Genomic DNA, 14,863 nt, shown 5'->3' with positions numbered 1-14,863 from the left:
TCAGGCGCTCACGTGGTACTTGGCGACGGTCGTGATGTTCTCCTGCTGCTTCTCCGGGGTGAGCCCGGTGATGTTCAGCTCGAACGCGACCTCCTGACCGGTGCGCAGCTCCACGGCGTGCACCCGCAGCGTGCCCATCTCGTCCATCTGGAAGGTGACCTCGATGGGCGAGTTGACCGGCAGCGGCGGGAGCCGGTCGATGACGCCCTCACCGATCTTCTCGTTGTCCGGCAGCCGGGCCGACTCGACGGCGCCGGCCTGCTCCCAGATCTCGATGGCGATCGCCCGCTGGTTCGCGACGGAGGTGCCGTACGTCTGGACCGGTGGTGTGGCCGGCAGCGCCGTGTTGGCCCGCAACAGATGATCGACGAAGTAACCGTCCGGGCTGGACTCGTCCAGGACCTTGACACCGAACGCGCGCGGGACGACGGCGGTGACCTTCTTGACGGCGGCGGCGCGCACGGTCTCCGTGTCGACGCCCGCCTTCGCCGCCGCGTCCGCCAGCCGGGCCTCGTCCCGGTCCGGTACCGAGATCCGGACCGACTCGATCAGCGCGTACAGCGCCGCGCCCTTCGCCACCGCGAGGTCCGGATCGTGCAACAGCGGTGCGAATCCGAACCGGGAGCGCAGCATCTCCTGTACGGCGGGCATCCGGGTCGAGCCACCGACCAACAGCACCGCGTCGAAACCCGTCACCCCGGCGGCCTTCGCCGCGTCCACCGTGCGACCGGTGATCTCGGCGGTACGCTCCAGCAGGTCGGCGGTGCTGCTCTGGAACAGGTCCCGGGCGATCTCGATTCGGCAGGTCTGACTGCCGAAGCGCATGTTGAACGGTCGCTTCTCCAGACTGCTGAGTGCCCGTTTGACGTCCTCCGCGCCGTTCGCCAGCTCCTGCAGGAACTCCTCGTCGTGCTCCGCCGCGCTGCCCGGGTGCTCCTCCAGGAAACGTCTGAGGAGCAGCGCGGATATCCGGTCGTCCCAGTCCGCGCCGCCGAGATGGTGGTCGCCGTCCGTGCAGACGACCTTGATCTCCTGCCCGGACAGCCGGATGACGGTGGTGTCGAACGTGCCGCCACCGAGGTCGTAGACGAGGATCGTGCGTTCCCGGTCTCCGCCGATCGTCTCGTAGTGGAGTGCGGCCGCGACCGGCTCCGGCACCACGTTGAGCACGGTCAGCCCGGCCGCGGTGCCGGCCGCGCGGGTGGCCTCGCGTTCCTTCAGCCCGAAGTACGCCGGGACCGTGATCACCACGTCCTCGACCGGCACGTGCGCGACCTCGCCGGCGGCATGCGCCAGTTCGCGCAGGATGAGGGCGGACACGGTCACCGGCGTGTGCCGCTCGCCGTGGAAGTCCAGCTCGACGTCCTCACCCATCCGCCGTTTGATCAACGAGACGACCTGGTCCGGGTAGAGGCGGGCGGAGTTCTTCGCCTCCTGGCCGACCACCACGTTGGTGTCGGTCTCGAAGAACACCACCGACGGTGTGGTGTCCGCGCCGATCAGGTTCTTGATGATGACCGGGCGACCGGTGTCGTCCACCATGGCGATGCACGAGTACGTCGTGCCGAGGTCGATGCCGAAGACCGCCACGCTCACTCCTCGTCTGTCTGACCGTCGGGCGCGGCGCGATGCAACCGCACCCGGATGGGCCGCTGGAACCGTCCGCTCTCCTGCTCCACCAGACCGGCCGAGAGCATCTCCGCCACCGTGTCCGGTTTGCCGGGGCGGTCGGCGAAGCCCGCCGCGAGGTGACGGCCGCGCTCGTACGCCTCACCCGGCTCGGCCGTGACGATCGAGAACCCACATCGCTCCAACGTCATCGCCACGTCGTCCGCGAAGCCGGCGAACAGGGCCTGGTCGGCCTCCCGGCCGGGTTCGGCGGCGAGCCGGACGGCCTGGTCGGTGAGCCGGTCATGGAGTCTCGCCAGATCCGTGACGAGTGGCTGCAGGATCGTGCGGCGCAATCCGTGCCGCAGCACTTGGTTCTCCTCGTGCAACCGGTCGATCACCGATTCCCGGTGGGATGACCGATCATGGAAAGCGCGAAGACTGTCGTCAATCGACCGAAGGGTGCTGTCACGATCAAAATCAGATTCCGCGGGTACGGTCATGTGCCGGCCCCTTTCCGGGCATTGCGCGTCTGCGCATGGACGGAATATCGATCATGAATTGCGGAGCCGTTCGTCACGATAACGTGGATCGGTAGCCGGTATCCATACCGAAAACGGCCAGTTAATGAGGTTCCTCCATGCGATTCTCCGGCGTGCCACCGCTGACATGATCGGAAATGTGCCGAAGGTGTACGTCGCGTGCGGCGATTCCGATCTGGAGCGGGCCGGTGCGCTCGCGGCCGCGTTGGAACAGGCCGAGGTCGAGGTGTTCCACCGGCCGTGGGACCTGGTGCCCGGCCAGGTCGCGCCCCGGGAGATCGACGTCGCGCTCGCCGAGTGCCGGTCGGCTGTCATGGTGCTCGGTGAGGCCGCGACGGACACCATTCACGAGTACCCGGCGCTGATCCTGCGCGCGTTGCGCGGCGACCTGCCGCTCATCCCGGTCATCCTGCATCCCGGCGCCCCGATGACCGAGCTGCTCCGCGCGTTCCGGCCGGTCGACTTCACCGGCGCCGACACCGACGAACGCTACGAGGCCTGCGTGAGCGCGGTGGCGGACGCGCTGCGCGGTGCTCCGGTGCCTCGGTGGGCGAGCGGCCGGCCCGGCGTCGACCGGGCGGTGGAGGGCCCGTTCACGGTCCGCCTGCGGGTCTCCGCCACCGAGACCGCGCTCGTCCTGCCGAACGGCGCCGAGATCATCGACCGGCCCGCCGGATCCGTCCGGCAGATCATGCGGCAACTGGTCGGGGAGAACGCGCGCGGCGGCCCGTCCGGCCGGGACCGGGCCGGCGCGCTGCACCGGCTCGGCGTCGGGCTCGGCCGGGCCTTCCTGCCGGGGCCGGCCGGGCGGGCGCTCACCGAGCTGCTCACGGTGACCGGGCTGCGCAACCAGTCGCTGGCGATCGGCGTCGAGACCCGCGAGGACTGGATCGCCGGCCTGCCGTGGGAGGCCGTGCTGCCGCCCGGTGCCGGGCGACCGGTCGGGCTGCACCCGCGGGTGCGCCCGTTCCGGATCACCGATCTGGGTGTCACCCCGGCGCCGGACATCCCGGGACCGCTGCGCATCCTGGTGGTGATCGCCGCGCCGGACGGCGGGACCTCCGTCCCGCTCGACTACGAGTACGAGCTGAGCAGCGTCCTGACCCGGGTCCGGGCGGCCCGCGCCGGCGACGCCCACGTGCGCGTACTCAACTGGGGATCGCTCGCGGCGATCCGGTCGGCGCTGTCCGAGGAACGCTTCCACGTCGTGCACGTCTCCTGCCACGCACGGCCCGGCACGCTGCTGCTGGAGACCGCGGACGGTGGCGTGGACCCGGTGGACGCCGTGCGGTTCGCCGAGGAGGCACTGGTCGCCGACCGTACTCCGCCACTGGTCGTGCTGGCCGGCTGCTCCACCGCGGTCACCGGGGCCGAGAACCTGCCGGGGTACGCGGCCACGCTGCTGCGGCACGGCGTGCCGGCCGTCCTGGCCATGACGGCACCGGTGACCGACGACTACGCCACCGAGCTGCTCTCCCGGCTGTACGGCGGACTGGCCGGCACGGCGGGGAGCGATCCACTGCCGCTCCTGTCCGACCTGCGCCGGACGCTGGAACTCGAGCGTTCCGGCACCCGGCCACCGGAGTGGCACGTCCCGGCGCTGTTCACCCGGGTCAGGTCCACCGCGCTGTACGACCCGGTCACTCGCGCACCGGTGCCGAGGCCCACCCCGGCGGTACGGCATGCCGCCGGATCCGCGGACCTGAGCAGCGGTGACTTCGTCGGTCGCCGTACCGACCTGCGCGGGCTGCTGCGGGAACTGCGGAACGACGGCCCGGCCCGCGGCGTGCTGCTGCACGGCATCGGCGGGATCGGCAAGAGCCATCTCGCCGGCCAGCTGGCCTGGATGATGGCGGACGCCGGGAACGTGATCCCGGTGCCCTGGCCCGGCCGGGCCACCCCGGACGAGCTGCTGACCGCCGTCGCGCGCCGCCTGCGGTCGCACGTCTCCGACCAGGACGGCGCCGGCTCGCTGTCACGGCGCCTGACCGACCCGGACGTGGACTGGCCCGACCGGCTGGACCTGCTCGTCGACGAGCTGCGGGCCCATGGGCGGACCGTCCTGCTGCTGCTCGACGACCCCGTCACCGACCGGGAGGCGGATGATGAACTCCGCCGTTTTCTGCGCGCGTGGCTGCGGGTGCGGGACGGGCTGCGGATCATCATCACCGCGCCGCGCGCCGACGCGCTCGGCATGACGCATCCGGCGCTGCGCAACTGGCGGCTGGGACCGCTGTCGCGCGCGGAGATCGGCAAACTGATCTGGCGGCTCCCGGCGGTCGCCGCGCTGACCCCGGCCGAGCAGGACCGCGCCTACGGCTATCTCGGCGGCCATCCACGCGCGTTCGAGTATCTCGATGCGCTGCTCACGTTGGGCCGCGCCTCCGGGCACGGCCGGACCTTCCCGGATGCCGTCGAGCGGATGACCCGGAGCCTCGAGAAACGTGGGATCGACGATCCCGAGCGATGGCTGACGGCCCGCGGAGCCGATCTCGGCACCGCGCTCGCCGCGACGGTCGCCGACATCAGCGGTGAGGTCCTGCTGGATCGGATCGTCAACCGTCTCGCCGAGTCGTCGCCCCGCGCCCGCGAACTGTTGTTCGCCGCCGCGGTGTTCCGCGTCCCGGTCGATCGACGCGGCCTGAGCTGGGCGGTCAGCGACCCGGTGGCGCCCACCCCGGAGCGTACGGCCCGCCTGCGCAGGTGGTACCGCGCGCTGCACGAGGTGCGGCGCGCCGACGACGAAGCCACGCTGGCCGACGTCGAGCTACCCGGGATCGAGGAGATCCACCGCGACCTTGCCGCGGGCAGCCGACCACCGGACCTGCCCTGGCTCGACGACGCCCGCGCGGAACTCGTCGCGCTCGGCCTGCTCACCGAGGAGCGAGAACCGGACGGCGCTCCCGTATGGATCGTGCACCGGTGGACCGCCGCCTCGCTGGCCGACTGGGACCCGGTGGCCACCCGCCGGGCCCACCGGCGGGCCGCCGCCTACCACCGCTGGTGGGCGGGGCTGCATGCGCACACCGCCGAGCACCGCCTCGTCGACCTCGCCGAGGCGTGGCAACACTGCCTGCTGTGCGGCGATCTCGACCAGCTGGTCACGGTGGCCGCACAGTGGTGCACGGTGCTGCACTCCCACGGTCTCCTGCACCAGGAGCAGATCGTCTGCACGGACACGATCGCGCTGCTGCGGCCGGATCACCCGGAAACCTGGCACTTCACGCACCAGCTCGGCGTGATAGCCATGCGGCACGGCCGGTACGACGACGCGGAACGTCACCACCGGACCTGCCTGGCCCACGCGGAGTCCGCCGGCGACCCGGTGGCGCAGGCGACCAGCCTTCGCGAGCTGGGATCGGTCGCTCGACTGCGCGCCGACGTGGCCGGCGCGGAGGAGTACTACCGGCGGGCGATCCGGTGCTGCGGCGATCCGGCGGTCCGGGACAGTTCCGCCGCGCTGGCCGTGCTCGCCTCCTGCTACCAGTTGTGCGGCGCGATGGATCTGGCGCGTGAGGACGGTGAGGCGTGGCGGTGGAGTTCGGGAGCGCTCGACATCGCCCAGGAACTGCATGAGCGGGCCGGTCCGGTCGACGGCGAACGCGATCTCGCCCGGCTGGCGCGTGCCGCCGGTGACACCGAGCGGGCCGATGCGCACGACCTCGCGGCGGCGGAGACGGCCACGTACCGGGCGGAGATCCAGCGGCTGATCGCGACGTCCGCGTTGCAGACCGGTGCGATCCGGCTCCTGCGCGGCGCGCCACGCCTGGCCGTCGATCATCTGAAACGGGCGATGGCCGCGGCGTACCAGGACCGGGATCTGTTCCTGCGAGCGCAGTGCCATCGGCTGTTCGCCGACGTGCTGTTCCAGATCGGGCGCCTGGAGGAGGCCGCCGACCTCTATCGCGATCTCGCCGAGCTGGCGAACCAACTGTCGGACCCGGTGCTCGAGGCGGTCGCGGAACAACAGCTCGGCCGGATCCTCGGCGAGATCGGACCGGAGGACCCGGCCGACGCCGCGGAGGCCAACCTCGGTGCGGCGGACGCGATCGCCCGGCGGCTCGGCAACCGCGGTCTGATCGCGGCCGGTCATCTCTACCGGGGTGAGCTGCACGACCGTGCGGGGCATGCGGACCGCGCCCGCCGCGAGCTCGGCACCGCGCTCGACGAGGCGGAGTCGGCCGGTGACGAGGCGGTGTGGCTCGCCGGTGCGCTGCTGCTCGCCGGTATCGACGCGCGGGCCCGGCGTCCGCGGGCCGCGGAGGAGTGGCTCGGGCTGGTGATCGGGCGGGCCCGGGACGGGCGTAACCACCGGGTCGAGGCGCTCGCCTGGATCTCCCTGGCCATGCTGGCCCGCCGGGACGGGCGGACCGAACAGGCCGTGCCGTCGCTGCGGGAGGCGGTCCGGTCGGCGCAGGCCGGCGGACACGTCCGGACGGCGACGACCGCCCGTCTGCACCTGGCCGACCTGGCCGTGAGCGCCGACCGGCCCGAGCAGGCGGAGGCGCACTTCGCCCGGGCCCTGGAGCTGCCCGATCCGGCGACCGACCCGGATCTGGTCGCGGAGGTGCGCCGCCGCCGAGGCCGATGTCGCGCCCGCCGGGACGACGCGGCGGGCGCGATCGCGGACCTGTCCGCCGCACACCGGTTCTACGCTCGATATGAGCCGGCGACCGCCGCCTGGTGCCTGGTCCATCTGTGCCACATGGCGATCCGGGCGGCGGACGAGGACGGGCTGGCCGAGTGGGCCGCTCAGGCCGGTGTGACGGCGGCCCGGCTGCCGGACTCGCCGCTGCGGGTGGTCGCGCTGCTGGCCGCGGGGGAGCAGGCCGTGGACGGCGCCGGACCGCTGGCTGAGGCGCTGTCGGCCGCCGAGGCCGTCGAGACACCACCGCGTTCGCTGACCGCGGACTGCCACCGCTCGCTGGCACACGCCACGGTGGGCCGGGGCGCGCTCGCACACCTGCGGAGCGCGCACGACATCGCCGTCCGCACCGGCGACCGCCTGGGCGCCATGCACGACGAACGGCACCTCGGGCGTGCCTGCCTGGCCGTCGGCGACATCGACGAGGGCCGCCGGTGGCTGACCGTCTCCGCCGACCACGCGGAGACGCTGGGCGACGAACGCAGCGCCCGCGCCGCCCTGGCACTTCGCGACGGGACGGGCGGTCGCGCGGACATCACCGTCGCCGAGTCCCGCTGGCGCGACCTTCGCTGGCTGCGCCGGGCCGGCGCGGTCGACGGGGAGCAGTCCTTCGCCGGTACGGCACGGCGGGACCCGGACCCACCGATCGAGCAGGTCCTGCGGCAACTCGGCTCGCGGCACTCGCCCGCCGCCGGAGTGCCGCTTGCCGTCGGGCCGCACCGGCTGGCCCGGCGCGCCGTCCGGTCATGACAGCCGGTCCACCGCCTCGGTCGCCTCCCGCACCCGCTTGTCGTCCAGCCCGCCGATCTGCACCTCGATGTGGACCTCCTGGCCGGTGACCAGCTCCACGGCCGTCACGGTCAGCAGCCCGCCCTCGGTCATCGAGAAGGTGATGTCGATCGGAGAGCCCTTCGGCAGCGGCGGGAGCCGGCTGATCGTGCCCTCACCGATCTTCCGGTTCGCGTCCAGCAGGTGTGAGACCTCGGTGCCGGCCTGCTCATAGATCGGGACCAGGATGCTGGTCTGGTTCGTGACCGCCGTCTGGTACTGCCGGGTGACCCGGTCGGACGGCAGCGGCGTGTTCGGCATCAACACGTGGCTGACCTCCAGCTTGTGGTCCTTCGGGTCGGTGTCCCGGGCCACCACACCGACGCCGAACGCCCGCGGCACCACGATGGTCACCTTGCGTCCCTGCCAGGCGCGGACCGCGGTCGGTGCCACCCCCAGGTCCGCCGCGACCTTGCGGATCGCGCCGGGGTCGTCGGTGCCCTGTTCGTCCGTCTCCGGCAGCCGCACCCGGATCGTCTCCTGGAGCGCGAACATGGCGGCGCCCTTGGCCACGGCCAGGTGCGGATCGTGCAACTGCGGCGTGAATCCGAAGGCGGACCGCAGCGCCCGGGTGACCGCGGGCATGTGCGTCGAGCCGCCGACCAGCAGCACCGCGTCGGGCGTCCGGTCGGCGGTGGCCAACGTACGGCGGGTGATGTCGATCGTGCGGGCCAGCAGGTCCGCGGTGATCTCCTCGAACGTCTCCCGGGTCAGGTCGGCCGGCAGCGTCCGGCCGTCGAACCGGATCGGGGCCCGCACCGAGATCCGGGTCGACAGCGACTTCTTCAGGGCCTCCGCCTGCAGCCCGAGCTGTTGCAGGAACTCCTCGCTGTCCCCGGCGCCGGAGTCCGGGTACTCGGACATGAAGCACTCGCTGAGGTGGTCCACGATCCGGGCGTCCCAGTCCGCGCCGCCGAGCTGGTGGTCGCCGTCCGTGCAGACGACCGTCACGTCACCGCCCTCCAGGCGGATCACGGTGGTGTCGAAGGTGCCGCCGCCCAGGTCGTACACCAGAATCGTGCGGTCCTCGCCCTCGTGCAGCGCGCCGTAGTACAGCGCCGCCGCGACCGGCTCCGGCACCAGGCTCACCACGTTCAGCTTGGCGATCTCGCCGGCGAGCTGCGTCGCGCGCCGCTCCGACACGCCGAAGTACGCGGGGACCGTGATGACGACGTCCCGTACGCTCTCGCCGCCCGCCTGGCGGGCCAGGTCCCGGATGATGAACGCGGACACGCTCTCCGGGGTGTACGTGACACCGTCGAACTCCAGTTCCGTGTCGCTGCCCATGTGCCGCTTGATCAGACTGACCACCCGTTCGGGGTCGGTCTTCGCGGCGTCCTTCGCCTCCTCTCCGACCTTCACCTGGTACCGCGACGCGAAATAGACCACCGACGGCGTCAGTTCCTGATCGATCGCATTGGGAAGAATGACAGGTGAGCCCTCCGCATCCACTCGCGCTATGCACGAGTAGGTGGTACCGAGATCAATTCCGTAGGTGGTCACGTGTCCCTCTCTCCGCTCGGAGGACGGTATTCCGTGTACGGAGAGAATATGCTGGCCGACATGCCCACGACCACAGACGGCGGCGGTCTCGATCGGTACGATTTCTTCATCAGCTTCACGGATTCCGACCGGGAATGGGCGGACTGGATCGACGCACTGGTGCCCGAGGTGCGCAACGTGGCGGGCGATCCGTGTACGGCGCTGTATCAGGGCACCCAGTTCGTGGCCGGCACCAACTGGGTGGCGATGGTGCAGGACGGGCTGCGGCGGGCGGATCGGTTCGTCGCCGTGTTCTCCGATGCGTACCTGAAGGCCTCCTCGTTCGGCGCCGCGGAGCTGCACGCCGCGTGGCGGACCGACCCGAACGGCGCCTTCCGCCGGGTGGTGCCGGTGCGGGTGAAGGACTGCGAGCCGGAGGGGCTGTTCGGTCCGATCGTGTACATCGACCTGCTCGGCCTCGGTCCGCAAGCCGCGGAGCGCACGCTGGTCGACGGGCTGACGGCGGCGATCCACGGCCGACGGCCGCGCCGCCGGCCGCCGTTTCCCGGTGCCTCGAGGTGATCCGCGGTGACCGCCGGACGGCCGTGCCGGTCCGGATCCGGACCGCCGTCTGGACCGACATCCGCACCGGGGACTACACCACCGGGGAGAAGTACCACGCTGCGGTGCTGGAGCAGTACAAGCTGTGTGTCGAGATGGCCGACCGCACCAGTGCCCGGCGCGGTCTCGCCAACACCTACTTCCTGACGCTCAACACACTGGTCGTGACGGTCGCCGGAGTCTTCGGCCGGACGGTCGCCGGCGCACCGGCGGTGTCACTCCTCATTCCGCTCTCTGTTCTGCTGCTGCAGTGCGTGGCCTGGTTCACGCTCCTGCAGTCGTACCGTCGGCTCAACGCGGCGAAGTATCTGGTCATCGGCGTGCTCGAGCAGCGTCTGCCGGCCTCACCGCTGTGGGCCGCCGAGCGGCCGGCATCCCGGCACCTGCCGCTCACGTTCCTGGAGCAGTGGATCCCGGCGACGTTCGCGGCCGCCTACGTGGCGGCCTTCGTCGTCGTGGTCGTGGGGTGACCGGACGGTGGCTCAGCCGACCCGCAGCGATCGGGCGTACGCGGCGAAGTCGACGTGGACCGTGCTGTACGGGTCCGCGCCGTACTGGCCGGCGATCCCGGCGAGGTAGGTGGCGATCTCGCGGCGCATCGTGGTCGTGGACGGCAGCCGCACCTCGCCGGTGATCACGCCGGCGATCCACCGGGACTGCAGCTCGACGATGCGGGTGATCGCGCCGACCGGCCGGACCATGCCGGCGAACATCAGGCCGGGCTGGTTCACCGACACGATCCGCTTGTACAGGCGCATGCGCCCGGACCGGTCCCGGGCGCTGCCCGCCCGGAGGAACGGGAACCGCGGCGCGTAGCCGGTGCACCAGATGACCGTGTCGACCTCGTCCGTGCGTCCGTCCGTGAACGTCACCCGCCGGCCGTCGAAGCCCGCGATGCCGGGCCTCGGCGTGACCAGGCCGTGGCTGATCTGGCTGAGGATGCTGTCCGAGATGGTCAGCCCGGCGGAGAACAGCTCGTGGTCCGGTTCCGGCAGGCCGTAGTCGGTCAGGTTGCCGTGCATCGTCCACAGCGTGCGCTGGATGAACGCGCGGGCACCGGCGAGGCCGAGCTCGGCGTACCAGGGCTGGTCGGCTATCTCGTCGATCGGCACGCCGTAGAGCCGTTTCGGGGTGACGTGCATGCCGCGCCGGACGGACAGCAGCGTGGTCTCGGCGACCCGGCTCAGGTCACCGGCCACGTCGACCGCGGACGAGCCGAAGCCGACCACCAGCACGCGCTTGCCGGCGAACGGCGCGCTGTCGTGGTAGTCGATCGTGTGCAGCACCTCACCGGTGAAACCCCGGTGGCCGTCCGGCATGCGCGGGTCCTGGTGCAGGCCGGACGCGACGACCAGGTGGCTGAACCGGCGGGCCCGGCCGTCGCCGGTGACCACGGTCCAGCCGCCGTCCGCGTCCCGGTGCGCGGAGTCCACAGTGGTCTGCGTCTCGACGTGGTCGAGCAGGCCGTGCTCCTTGGCGTAGTCCCGCAGGTACCGGGCGAACCGGGCGTGGCCCGGATGGGTCGGGTAGTCGTCCGGCATCGGCGTGTCCGAGTAGCCGGTCAGTCGCTTCGAGGTGTTCAGGTGCAGGCTGGCGTACCCGGGACCGCGCCGGCCGGTGCCCGCCTGGGCCCACATGCCGCCGACCTCGGCCTCTCGTTCGACGCAGACGAACGGCACACCCGCGCGGTGCAGCGCCCGGCTGACCGCGAGCCCGGAGAGTCCGGCACCGACGACGCAGACTGAGCGGTCAGTCACTTGCACTCCTCCACGAATCCGTTCCGAGCGGCCGTGTTCGGAGAGTATCGTCCAGCGTGGACATGCGTAACCACTGAGCACACGATCAGGTACTGATTGTGCAAAGACTCACGCGGAGGGTGACCATGCTCGATTGAGTGGTGCAGAATGTGCCGCTATGCCTGATAAGTCCGGCCGTGCGATCGCCGTGCGGCACCAGCAGCTGTTCAGCGCCCCACCGGACACCACGCACGCCGACCTGCTCGCCTCCCTGTGGGACCGGGTCTGCACGGCCGCCTGGGCGGGCGGCGAGCGCGAGGACGTCCGCGCACACCTGGCCGACATGCTGTACCCGTGGGCGCACCGTCCGATAGAGACGGTGCCGCGATATCCGTCGTTCGTGTCCGGGGACGGTTTCCCGGCCGAACTGTCGGTCAGCTGGCGCAAGGGCGTCACCGAGGTGCGCGTCCTCTTCGAACCGGTCGGCACGGACCCGGCGGCGCGGGCGGTGCAGGACGCCGGCCGGGCCATGGTCCACGCGCTGGCCGGCCGCGACGGCGTGTCGACCGACGGCTACCGGGCGGTCGAGGACCTGTTCACCTCGGACGATCCGCCGGCGTACCGCTCCGGCGTGTGGTTGTCCCTGGCCTGCGGGCCGGACCAACCGCCGCACTACAAGGTCTACCTCAACCCGTACGTCAACGGCACCGGCCACGAGTGGACGACCGTCACCCGCGCGATGGAGCGCCTCGACCTGACCACCGCGTGGGCCCCGGTCGCGGCGGCCCGCGACGCGCTCGCCACGGCCGGCATCGCGCTCGACTACGTGGCACTCGACCTGGCCGCGGGCGCCCACGCGCGCGCGAAGATCTACTTCCGGCACCGCGGGGCCGGCCTGGCCGGCATCCACCTGCTCGGCGCGTTCGCCCGCAGCTACGACGCGGAGCGGATCGCGGACGCGGCGGCGGACCTCTACGGCCGGACGCCGGACGGTGAGCCGGCGATGCCCGACAACGAGCCGATGACCGGCCTGGCGTTCCGGGCCGGCCGGCACTGCGCCGACGAGGCCAACGTCTACTTCCGCCTGCCGGGCGCCGTGCGCAGCGACGCCGAGGCCGCCGACCGGATCACCGCGCTGATGGCGCGCGAGGCCGCGCCCGCCGACGTCTACCGCCGGGTCGCGGACGCGGTCGCGCCCGCCCCGATGGCGACCACGTCCGGCGTCCACGAACTCGTCAGCTACCGCACCCGGGACGCGGGCCCGGCGGACATCGGCGTCTACTTCCGGCTACCGGTGCACGCGTCCGGCGACGCACCCCGGCCGGGCCACGGCTGGCCCCGCGTACCGCTGTAACCCGGCCCCACCACCGATACTCCGCCACTCCACCGCACCCGCCCACGGCGCGACGGGACAACGGCATGCGAGGGAACGGAGCGAGCAGGGCCAACACGCACAGGGCCCCAACGCACAAGGCAAAACCCAAGAGGCAAACCCAAAAGGCCGTTTTCCCGCTTCCGGCGTGGTCGCGGCCCGCATGCTCCCGCGGGCACCGGTCGTCGCCAGGGCTCCTCCCTGCCGGTTCCGCCGTGGTCAACGTCGCACCGCGCGGCCTCCGCCGCGCGGTCGCGGCACCCGCCGCGACCGTGTCGTGCCGCGACCACGGCGGAGCCGGATATGCCGTGATCGTGGCGCCCCCGCGTCAGGTCGAGACCGCGGCGGCACTGTGTCGTGCCGCGATTGCGGCATTGCCGCATCGTGTCGCGGATGCGGCAGCACCGTGTCGTTACGCGAGCGTGGTGGCACGCCGACGCGACCACCACGCCACCCGCGCGACCCGGCCGCCGGCCACCGCGGGATCGCCGCCGGCCGCGTGCGTGCCGCGACAGCGGTGGCATGCCGGTGGCGCGGTGGCGTTCGTGTCGCGCCGCGACCGTGCGGCTGCGCGCGTGGCGTGGTGGTCGCGCCGGCGTGGCGTCACGCGGTGCGGGGTGGGGTGGTGCGGCGGGGGTGTCGTCACGTCGTGTGACCGGTCAGCACGTGGTCGCTGATCATGCGGGTGGCGCCGAGGTAGGCCGCGTCCGGGCCGAGTTCGGAGAGGACGACCGGCATGTCGCCGGTGGCCAGCGGCAGTGACGATCGGTAGACCACGCCGCGGATCTCGGCGAGCAGTGCGTGGCCCATGCCGGACAGCCCGCCGCCGATCACGATCATGCCGGGGTTGAAGAAGCTGACCAGGCTCGCCAGCACCTGGCCGACGCGGCGGCCGCCGTCGCGGACCAGCGTGGTGGCGAACGGGTCGCCGGCGGCCATCGCGTCGGTGACGTCACGCGCGGTGAGCGTGCCGGCGTCCGCGAGCCGCATCGCGAGGATGTCGGAGCGGCCGGCCGCGGCCGCGGCGGTGGCGTCGCGGGCGAGTGCGGCGCCGCCGAAGTGGGCCTCCAGGCAGCCGGTGTTCCCGCACACGCACAGTGGTGGTGGTCCGTCGGACATGACCGCGGTGTGCCCGATGTCGCCGGCGCAGCCGTTCGCGCCACGGTAGACGGTGCCGCCGACCACGATGCCGGCGCCGATCCCCGCGCCGATCTTGACGAACAGGAAGTCGTCGAACGGTTTGGCGATGCCGGCGTGCTTCTCGCCGAGCGCCATCAGGTTCACGTCGTTGTCGACCAGCACCGGGCAGTCCAGCTCGGCCGTGAGGTGGTCGCGCACCGGGTGCCGGTCCCAGCCGGGCAGGAACGGCGGCGACACCGGCACGCCCTCGGCGTAGCTGACCGGGCCGGGGATGCCGACGCCGGCGCCGCACAGGAAGCCGCCGGCCTCCGCGCGCACCTTGACCGTCAGCTCGACGGCGCGGCCGAGCACCGCGGCCGGCCCGCGCCGCAGGTCGACCTGCTCGGTGACGCGCGCGACCGGGCGCAGGGTGCCGTCGGTCAGCGTCACCTCCAGCGAGGTCGCGCCGAGCGCGATGCTCAGGAACCGCATGCCGGCGGCCAGCCGCACGATGGACGAGCGCCTCCCGCCCCGGGACGCGGCGGGTTCGCCACCCTCGATGAGCCCGCGGTCCGCGAGCCGGGTCACCTCGACCGCGGCCTTGGACCGGGACAGGCCGACCGCGTCGCCGAGCTCGGCCCGGGACCGCTCGCCGTCGTCGCGGAGCAGCCGGAGGAGGCGCGCCTGGTGCGTGTTCTCCGGACCGTCCATGTTCCCCACTTTCGCTTGGGCGAAGACAAAGATACCGCTAAGTCAACGGAAAGTTGTGTCAGTGAGGGTCTTTCTTTTCCTGTGACGGCGCGCTAACTTTCCGGGCAGGACGTAACACGGATGACACATGGGAGCCCCGGACCAGCGCCGGAGCCCGCACCACCCTGGGTCCACAGTCGGCGTTCGGCGGCGCTCGACC

The 14,863-nt window shown here is 72.2% G+C and carries 9 protein-coding genes; 4 read left to right on the top strand and 5 right to left on the bottom strand.

The window, feature by feature from the left end:
• Both J2S44_RS42610 and J2S44_RS42605 read right to left on the bottom strand, forming a co-directional pair.
• The gene (locus tag J2S44_RS42610; RefSeq protein WP_310429350.1) at window positions 1-1,590 is read right to left on the bottom strand and encodes an Hsp70 family protein; all 1,590 of its coding nucleotides are present in this window, start codon (window positions 1,588-1,590) and stop codon (window positions 1-3) included.
• Between the two features lie 2 nt (window positions 1,591-1,592).
• Window positions 1,593-2,111, bottom strand: a complete 519-nt coding sequence (locus tag J2S44_RS42605) for a molecular chaperone GrpE (protein ID WP_310429348.1) — start codon at window positions 2,109-2,111, stop codon at window positions 1,593-1,595.
• A gap of 178 nt (window positions 2,112-2,289) precedes the next feature.
• Between J2S44_RS42605 and J2S44_RS42600 the strand changes: the two genes are divergently transcribed.
• The gene (locus J2S44_RS42600) at window positions 2,290-7,545 is read left to right on the top strand and encodes a tetratricopeptide repeat protein (RefSeq protein WP_310429346.1); all 5,256 of its coding nucleotides are present in this window, start codon (window positions 2,290-2,292) and stop codon (window positions 7,543-7,545) included.
• On the opposite strand, the gene J2S44_RS42595 is transcribed toward J2S44_RS42600, so the two are convergent.
• A complete protein-coding gene (locus J2S44_RS42595) occupies window positions 7,540-9,126 on the bottom strand; it encodes an Hsp70 family protein (protein WP_310429344.1) in 1,587 nt (528 codons plus the stop codon). The genes J2S44_RS42600 and J2S44_RS42595 overlap by 6 nt on opposite strands.
• A gap of 48 nt (window positions 9,127-9,174) precedes the next feature.
• Between J2S44_RS42595 and J2S44_RS42590 the strand changes: the two genes are divergently transcribed.
• Window positions 9,175-9,687 (top strand): toll/interleukin-1 receptor domain-containing protein, encoded by a 513-nt coding sequence (locus tag J2S44_RS42590; protein WP_310429342.1) that lies wholly within the window; start codon window positions 9,175-9,177, stop codon window positions 9,685-9,687.
• Window positions 9,684-10,196 (top strand): RipA family octameric membrane protein, encoded by a 513-nt coding sequence (locus J2S44_RS42585; RefSeq protein ID WP_310429340.1) that lies wholly within the window; start codon window positions 9,684-9,686, stop codon window positions 10,194-10,196. Before J2S44_RS42590 ends, J2S44_RS42585 begins: the two co-directional genes overlap by 4 nt.
• A gap of 12 nt (window positions 10,197-10,208) precedes the next feature.
• On the opposite strand, the gene J2S44_RS42580 is transcribed toward J2S44_RS42585, so the two are convergent.
• Window positions 10,209-11,483: a flavin-containing monooxygenase gene (locus J2S44_RS42580; RefSeq protein WP_310429338.1), complete on the bottom strand. Its 1,275-nt coding sequence runs from the start codon at window positions 11,481-11,483 to the stop codon at window positions 10,209-10,211.
• Window positions 11,484-11,640: 157 nt separating this feature from the next.
• On the opposite strand from J2S44_RS42580, the gene J2S44_RS42575 reads away from it, so the two are divergent.
• The gene (locus J2S44_RS42575; protein WP_310429336.1) at window positions 11,641-12,816 is read left to right on the top strand and encodes a tryptophan dimethylallyltransferase family protein; all 1,176 of its coding nucleotides are present in this window, start codon (window positions 11,641-11,643) and stop codon (window positions 12,814-12,816) included.
• Window positions 12,817-13,476: 660 nt separating this feature from the next.
• On the opposite strand, the gene J2S44_RS42570 is transcribed toward J2S44_RS42575, so the two are convergent.
• Window positions 13,477-14,664, bottom strand: a complete 1,188-nt coding sequence (locus tag J2S44_RS42570; RefSeq protein ID WP_310429334.1) for an ROK family transcriptional regulator — start codon at window positions 14,662-14,664, stop codon at window positions 13,477-13,479.
• Window positions 14,665-14,863 lie beyond the last annotated feature (199 nt).

This window comes from Catenuloplanes niger (genome assembly GCF_031458255.1).
In the GTDB taxonomy this organism is placed as follows: domain Bacteria; phylum Actinomycetota; class Actinomycetes; order Mycobacteriales; family Micromonosporaceae; genus Catenuloplanes; species Catenuloplanes niger.
Note: the sequence above shows the minus strand (reverse complement) of the source record. Positions and strands in the feature narration are given on the sequence as shown.

What these genes read in the sequence shown, in the direction of transcription:
- J2S44_RS42605 (WP_310429348.1), bottom strand. Translation starts at nt 2,111, where the DNA reads ATGACCGTACCCGCGGAATCTGATTTTGATCGTGACAGCACCCTTCGG.
- J2S44_RS42590 (WP_310429342.1), top strand. Translation starts at nt 9,175, where the DNA reads ATGCTGGCCGACATGCCCACGACCACAGACGGCGGCGGTCTCGATCGG.
- J2S44_RS42575 (WP_310429336.1), top strand. Translation starts at nt 11,641, where the DNA reads ATGCCTGATAAGTCCGGCCGTGCGATCGCCGTGCGGCACCAGCAGCTG.
- J2S44_RS42570 (WP_310429334.1), bottom strand. Translation starts at nt 14,664, where the DNA reads ATGGACGGTCCGGAGAACACGCACCAGGCGCGCCTCCTCCGGCTGCTC.